Origin of the sequence: Achromobacter sp., assembly GCF_036567245.1 — a bacterium.
GTDB lineage: Bacteria > Pseudomonadota > Gammaproteobacteria > Burkholderiales > Burkholderiaceae_B > Achromobacter.
Map to the genome: position 1 here is coordinate 1 of NZ_DATCUY010000355.1, position 6,432 is coordinate 6,432.

Annotated in this window: 8 protein-coding genes and 1 pseudogene; 2 read left to right on the forward strand and 7 right to left on the reverse strand. The window is 66.5% G+C overall.

Annotated features, from left to right (window positions below; all coding sequences use genetic code 11):
• A pseudogene (locus VIR09_RS15440) lies at positions 1–316 on the reverse strand (FAD-binding protein); the annotation flags it as partial.
• Positions 317–360: 44 nt separating this feature from the next.
• Between VIR09_RS15440 and VIR09_RS15445 the strand changes: the two are divergent.
• Positions 361–1,521: a pyridoxal phosphate-dependent aminotransferase gene (locus VIR09_RS15445; protein WP_332013664.1), complete on the forward strand. Its 1,161-nt coding sequence runs from the start codon at positions 361–363 to the stop codon at positions 1,519–1,521.
• Between the two features lie 87 nt (positions 1,522–1,608).
• Here VIR09_RS15445 and VIR09_RS15450 read toward each other — a convergent pair whose 3' ends face one another.
• Entirely contained in the window at positions 1,609–2,430 is an 822-nt protein-coding gene (locus VIR09_RS15450; RefSeq protein WP_332013665.1) for a lytic transglycosylase domain-containing protein, read from the reverse strand.
• An 82-nt stretch (positions 2,431–2,512) separates the two neighbouring features.
• Here VIR09_RS15450 and ubiD point away from each other — a divergent pair, with 82 nt between their 5' ends.
• On the forward strand, positions 2,513–4,057 hold the full coding sequence (gene ubiD, locus VIR09_RS15455) for a 4-hydroxy-3-polyprenylbenzoate decarboxylase (protein WP_332013666.1): 1,545 nt from the start codon (positions 2,513–2,515) through the stop codon (positions 4,055–4,057).
• A gap of 64 nt (positions 4,058–4,121) precedes the next feature.
• Here the strand turns inward: ubiD and VIR09_RS15460 are convergent, their stop codons facing one another.
• From VIR09_RS15460 to VIR09_RS15480, 5 genes are all read right to left on the reverse strand, one after another.
• Positions 4,122–4,490 (reverse strand): hypothetical protein, encoded by a 369-nt coding sequence (locus VIR09_RS15460; protein ID WP_207465571.1) that lies wholly within the window; start codon positions 4,488–4,490, stop codon positions 4,122–4,124.
• Between the two features lie 3 nt (positions 4,491–4,493).
• Positions 4,494–4,910: a phage holin family protein gene (locus VIR09_RS15465; protein ID WP_043544378.1), complete on the reverse strand. Its 417-nt coding sequence runs from the start codon at positions 4,908–4,910 to the stop codon at positions 4,494–4,496.
• A gap of 69 nt (positions 4,911–4,979) precedes the next feature.
• On the reverse strand, positions 4,980–5,297 hold the full coding sequence (locus VIR09_RS15470; protein ID WP_013395739.1) for a DUF883 family protein: 318 nt from the start codon (positions 5,295–5,297) through the stop codon (positions 4,980–4,982).
• A gap of 83 nt (positions 5,298–5,380) precedes the next feature.
• The gene (locus VIR09_RS15475) at positions 5,381–6,106 is read right to left on the reverse strand and encodes a hypothetical protein (protein ID WP_332013669.1); all 726 of its coding nucleotides are present in this window, start codon (positions 6,104–6,106) and stop codon (positions 5,381–5,383) included.
• Positions 6,107–6,232: 126 nt separating this feature from the next.
• A partial coding sequence (locus VIR09_RS15480; protein WP_332013668.1) for a (2Fe-2S)-binding protein occupies positions 6,233–6,432 on the reverse strand: 200 nt, incomplete at its 5' end.

Sequence of the window (6,432 nt, forward strand, 5' to 3'; positions counted from 1 at the left end):
CGGTATCGCCGGACAGGCGCACCAGCCCGGTCAGGGCGGAGGGATCCACCCGCAGGAGCGGGCCGTGGACCGTCTCGAACGGCCCTTCGGCTCCCGCCAGCGCCAGCGTCACGCGGTACTCGGCGCAAAGGGTGCGCGCATGCGCCACGTCCGCGTCCCGCGCCGCCGCCAGCAAACCCCGGGGGCCGCCCTCTCCCGCCTCGCCCAGATCTCGGACGGATCCCTGGCACAGCAGGGCCAGCCGCTCCATGAAGGCCGACCACGGGCTGCGGGCCGGACGACGGCCCAGGAGGAAAGCGCGCCGGGATGGCTGCATGACTACAATTCCTTTTTCGCTACAAAACCGCCTTCGAGAATCCGATGCCCCGCCTCGCCCATCGCACCAACGACTTCCTGACCTTCCAGGTAATGGAACTATTCAAGCAGGCGCAAGCGCTGCAGGCGGCGGGCAAGGACATTATCAGCCTGGGCATCGGCGAACCGGACTTTACCGCGCCCCCCCAGGTCGTGGAAGCGCTGGAGCGCGCGGCGCGCGCCGGCCTCAGCGGCTACAGCCCCTCGGCCGGCCTGACGCCGCTGCGCGAGGCCATCGCCCAGTTCTACCACGAGCAGTTCGGCGCCCGGATCAATCCGGCCCGCGTCATCGTCACCGCGGGCGCCTCCGGCGCCCTGACGCTCGCCTGCGCGGCGCTTGTCAATCAGGGCGGCGAAGTGCTGATGCCGGATCCCTCCTACCCCGCCAACAGCAATTTCGTGCTGGCGGCCGGCGGCGTGCCGCGCCTGATCCCGAGCACGGCGGCCAAGCGCTTCCAACTGTCGGCGCAGGACGTGGCCAGCCACTGGACGCCCGCCACCCAGGGCGTGCTGGTCGCCTCGCCCAGCAACCCCACCGGCACGTCCATCGACCACCGCGAGCTGGCCGAACTGCTGGCGCAGGTCCGCGCCCGCGACGGTTTCGCCATCGTCGATGAAATCTATCTGGGCCTGTCCTACGAAGGCCAGCCGCGCTCGGCCCTGACTCTGGACGACGACGTCATCGTCATCAACAGCTTCTCGAAGTACTTCCACATGACGGGCTGGCGCCTGGGCTGGATGATCGTGCCCGAGGATATGGTGGCGCCGGTGGAAAAAATCGCCGCCAGCCTGGCAATCTGCGCGCCCACGCTGGCGCAGCACGCTGCGCTGGCCTGCTTCTCGCCCGGCGCCATGAAGACCTTCGAGCACCGCCGCGAAGCCTTCAAGCAACGCCGCGACTACCTGCTGCCGGAATTCGAGCGCCTGGGCATCCAGGTGCCGGTCAAGCCGGATGGCGCGTTCTATATCTATGCCGACATCGCCAACCTGGGCATGGACAGCGCCGCGTTCTCGCAGCGCCTGCTGCTGGAAGCCGGCGTGGCCGCCGTGCCGGGCCTGGACTTCGGGCCGGCCCATGGCGGCCACACCATGCGCTTTTCCTATGCCACCGGCCTGGACCGCCTGGAAGAGGCGGTCGCCCGGATCGGCCGGCTGCTGCAGGGCTGATCCCAAGAAATAGAATCCGAAAACAAAGCGCGTCCCGTTGGGACGCGCTTTGCGTTCAGGCCAGGCTCAGCCCGGCCGGGCCGGAAGTCATTCGCGCGCCAGCGCGATGCCGGAGGCCAGCGCCAGGCGGCGGCGTTCCGCCTGCACCTTGGCGCCATAGCCGTTGTCGTCTGGCCCCGTGGAACCGACGTAGCACGCCAGCCCGCCATCGACCGAACCGCGGCGGTTGATGCAGTCGCGCAGGATCGTGGCGCCCACGCCGATATTGGCGGCGGGGTCCAGCGGGTTCTTGCCGACCGCGTCGAACTTGTCCTGGTGCACGCTGGTCATCACCTGCATCAGCCCCTGCGCACCCACATGGCTTTCGGCCAGGGGGTTGTAGCGGGACTCGATGGCGATCACGGCCAGCACCAGCAGCGGATCCAGCTGTTTTTCGCGGCTGACCTTGTACACGACGTTCAAGAGCGGGCCGGTGGCGTCATAGGCGACCTTGTACTTGCGCGAAATATAGTTGCGCAAGGCTTCCGCCTGCGGGCCGGTGGCGACCATCGCGGCAGGCTTCTTGGGCGCCGGAGGGGCGACACGGGCGGGCCCCAGCATGCCGGTGGCATTGCTGGCGGGAGCAGTGGGAACGGCCATGGCAATTGCCGACGCACTGTCGGAACCCAGTTCGGAACCGGCTTCGGATTCGATGCCGGCTTGCATGGATGAAGGCGCTAGGGCGGTCAACAAGGCTTTGTGCACTTGCAATGCCTGGTCGCGCAAACCAGGCAGGGCGAATCCCATGCTTACCGTCACAATGACCGCAATGCCCAGATAAACGGAGCAAATGCGCAGGGACTCGGCAAGATATTGGTGCACTCCTTGGGCCAGGCTTCGGAACAGGCTGGCCACTGACGCATCGGGCATAGAACCTCCTGCGTTAAAAAAGAGGGAGTCAATGTTAACCTCTCTGTCTACCCAACATGTAACCAAATAGCTGGGATCTGTAGTGAAATACCGCGACCTTAGAGACTTCATCGCCCAACTTGAACGCATGGGCGAGCTCAGACGCATCGCTGCGCCGGTGTCCACCCGGCTGGAAATGACCGAAATATCGGACCGTGTCCTGCGCGCGGAAGGGCCCGCCCTGCTGTTTGAAAACGCGCAGCACAACGGGCAGCCCGCGCAGATGCCGGTGCTGACCAATCTGTTCGGCACCCCGGCCCGCGTGGCGCGCGGCATGGGCGCCGACGACGTCAGCGCCCTGCGTGATATCGGCGAGCTGCTCGCCTCGCTGCGCGAGCCCGAAGCGCCTAAGGGCCTGCGCGACGCGCTGGCCAAGGTCTCGATGCTGAAGTCCGCGCTGTGGGACATGAGCCCCAAGAACGTCAAAAGCCCTGCCTGTCAGGAAATCGTCTGGGAAGGCAAGGACGTGGACCTGAACCGCCTGCCGATCCAGACCTGCTGGCCCGGCGACGTGGCGCCGCTCTTGACCTGGGGCCTGGTGATCACGCGCGGCCCCAACGCGCGCCGCCAGAACCTGGGCATCTACCGCCAGCAACTGCTCGGCCCCAACAAGCTGATCATGCGCTGGCTGTCGCACCGCGGCGGCGCGCTGGACTTCCGCGACCACGCCCTGGCGCATCCCGGCACGCCCTTCCCCATCGCCGTCGCCCTGGGCGCCGACCCGGCCACCACGCTGGGCGCGGTCACGCCTGTGCCCGACAGCCTGTCCGAATACCAGTTCGCCGGCCTCTTGCGCGGTTCCCGCACCGAGGTCGCGAAAGCGCTGGGCAGCGACCTGTCCGTGCCGGCCTGGGCCGAAATCGTGCTGGAAGGCCACCTGCTGCCGTCCTCCGACCCGCGCGCCATCGCGCCCGTCGTGCCCGAAGGCGTCAACCCGCCGCCGAATACCGATTACGAAATGGCGCTGGAAGGTCCCTATGGCGACCATACCGGTTACTACAACGAGCAGGACTGGTTCCCCGTCTTCACGGTGGAGCGGATCACGATGCGGCGCAATCCCATCTATCACTCCACCTACACCGGCAAACCGCCAGACGAGCCCGCCGTGCTGGGCGTGGCGCTCAACGAGGTCTTCGTGCCGCTGCTGCGCCGCCAGTTGCCGGAGATCGTGGACTTCTACCTGCCGCCGGAAGGCTGCAGCTACCGCCTGGCGGTGGTCTCGATCCGCAAGCAGTACGCCGGCCACGCCAAGCGCGTCATGTTCGGCCTGTGGAGCATCCTGCGCCAGTTCATGTACACCAAGTTCATCGTGGTGGTGGACGAGGACATCAACCCGCGCGACTGGAAGGAAGTCGTCTGGGCGATGACCACCCGCATGGACCCGGTGCGCGACACCTTGCTGGTGGAGAACACCCCCATCGACTATCTGGACTTCGCCTCGCCGGTATCCGGCCTGGGCGGCAAGATGGGCATGGACGCCACCAACAAATGGCCTGGCGAAACCAACCGCGAATGGGGCACGCCGATTGCCATGGACGCCGAGGTCAAGAAGCGGGTGGATGAGATGTGGGGGCAGTTGGGCCTTTGAGTTCCAGGCTCGCGCCATAAAAAAACCCGCCTTCATGGCGGGTTCTTCTTGGCGGACCGAAGCGTCAGCGTTGACCAGCCGCCGGATCATCGTCGCGCCGCGAGTTCTGCCAGGCCTTGAACAATTGCCAGCCGACAAAGGCGCCGCCGGCGATCTTCAAGAGCTTGGAGCGCTTGCCGCCGCGCATGATCATGGCGGACAGCGATGAACTGACGATGGGATAGCGCCGCGCCAGGCTGATTGCCTGCAAGGCCCAGCGCGATGCGCCGCCCGACGCCAAGCCCGGCAACAGCCCCTTGAGGAGCGCCGCAGGTTCCAGCTTGCGTCCGGTCGACGCGATGCTTTGCGCCAGCGATTCGCGTTCGATGGCGGCGCGGGCGCGCAGCAGTTCGATGCGCACGGCGCGGTCGACGGTGGGAGACCTTTTCGTCATGCTTCAGCCCTCCTCGCGCCGGCGCGCTTGCGCTTCGTCGTCGTCCTGCGCGTCGCGCACCCGCTCCAGCAGTTCGGCGTCGCGCCCGAGTTCTTCGAGCGTGGCGGCGAACGGCGGTGCGCCATAGACCAGCCCGTGGCGCACCGCCACCAGCAAGGCCACGCCGACCAGACCGTAAAAACCCGCCAGCAGGCCCAGGGCCAGATAGCGGTCTTCAGTAGGCCAGAACGCCACCGCGACCGTGACGGTGAAGACCAGCACCGCCAGCGTCAGGAACAGCAGCGCAGCAAACGCCATGCCCAAGAGCTTGAGCAGGCGCGCTTTTTCGTCCGCCGCTTCGAGCGCCAGCAATTCCAGGCGCGTGCGCAACAGCCCGACCACGCTGGAGGCAACGCCGAAAACAGATTTTCGTAGACCCATGGCTGGAAAGGACGCCGGGCGGGAAGCGCGGCCTTGCGCCCGCGCCGCCCGCCCGGATGTCCTGCCCTATCAGCGGCGGCTGATCAGCAAGCCAAGCAGCAGGCCGGTCACGCCTGCGATGCCGATGGCTTGCCAGGGATTGTCGTGCACATAGTCATCGGTCGCGCGGGCAGCCTTGCGGCCGCGTTCCAGCACGGCGTCCTGTGCTTCGTACAGGGCTTCGCGCGTGCGCTTCAGCGAGGTCAGCGCGCGGTCGCGCAATTCGTTGGCCTTGTCGCCCGTGCTGCTGGCGGCTTCGCGCAGCAGGCTTTCGGCGTCATTCAGGCTGGACTTGACACTGTCGATGAGTTTTTCTTTTGCGACTTCTTCGGATTTTCTCGTGGCCATTATTTGAGCTCCTGTTGTGTGTCAATGACGGAACCATCATACCAGCCGCCATGCGGGACACACGGCGCGCTTGCTACGGGGTGCTACTTGATTTGCGTAATCTCAACGGCGGACTTGACGCCGCCCTGATCGATGTCCTGCTTCATCACCAGATTGATCGCCGGACAGTACCAGTCCGTCACGGTGGTGTTCATGCCCGGGATGGGAATCGTCAGGCCCTGGAACGTGGCCATGGTGGGATCCGAATTGCGGGTGTAGGTGATCGGATGGCAGGACTGCGCCCCCAGGGCAGTATTCACGGAGGCCTTCTTGCCCACGGTTTTCTCGCCTATGCGCACGGTCGTGCTCGGTTGTCCGCCCACGGGCGCCTCCTTGCCGATCTTCAGGCGGAAGGACGAACCGGGCAGCTTCTGCCCGGCGCTAAGCTGGCCGTCGTAGGCGAAGAGGCCCAGCATGCGCAGGTCGAACTGGCCCTCGGAAGGCTTGGGCGCCTCGCCCGCGCTGGCATAACGCAGGAAGGTGGCCTGGCCGCCCTTGACGGTCATCAGGTAATCCAGTTTGGACTTGCCCGGCGGCAGGCCGGCGTAGCTGAACGTGGCCACGCCCTGCACGCGCGCGCGGCAGTTGTCGCCATTGCTTTTTGTAACTTCGGCGAAGGTCAGGTCGGCGCCCAGCGCCAGGTTGCCGGTGCCGGTCAGTTGCACCGCGCCGCCGTCATGCATGAATTGCGCATCACACACGCCGGCCTGCGCCGCAGCGGCCGCGCCCAGCGCGCCCACCGTAAAAATCAGGGATGCCATTTTTCGCATCGTCACAAGCCACTCCATGAATCCGGAAAAAACCGCACGCGCCTGGCGCAGGGCTGGCTTGATACTACACCGGTTGCAAAACCCGGCGCGTGTCGGAACGTGTCGGCGCAGCCGCGCCTGCGGCGGCTATGCAGGGGCGCCAGCGAGCCCGGCGCGGCCGATCAGCGCCTGGATCTCCGGCACGCAGGAACCACAGCCGGTGCCGCAGCCCAGCGTCGACTTCAAGGCTGCCAGATCGCAACCCCGGTCTATGCCGGCCAGGATCGCGGCCTCGCTCACGCCGTTGCAGACGCAGACCGCGCGCGAGCGGGCCGCCCCCGCGATCC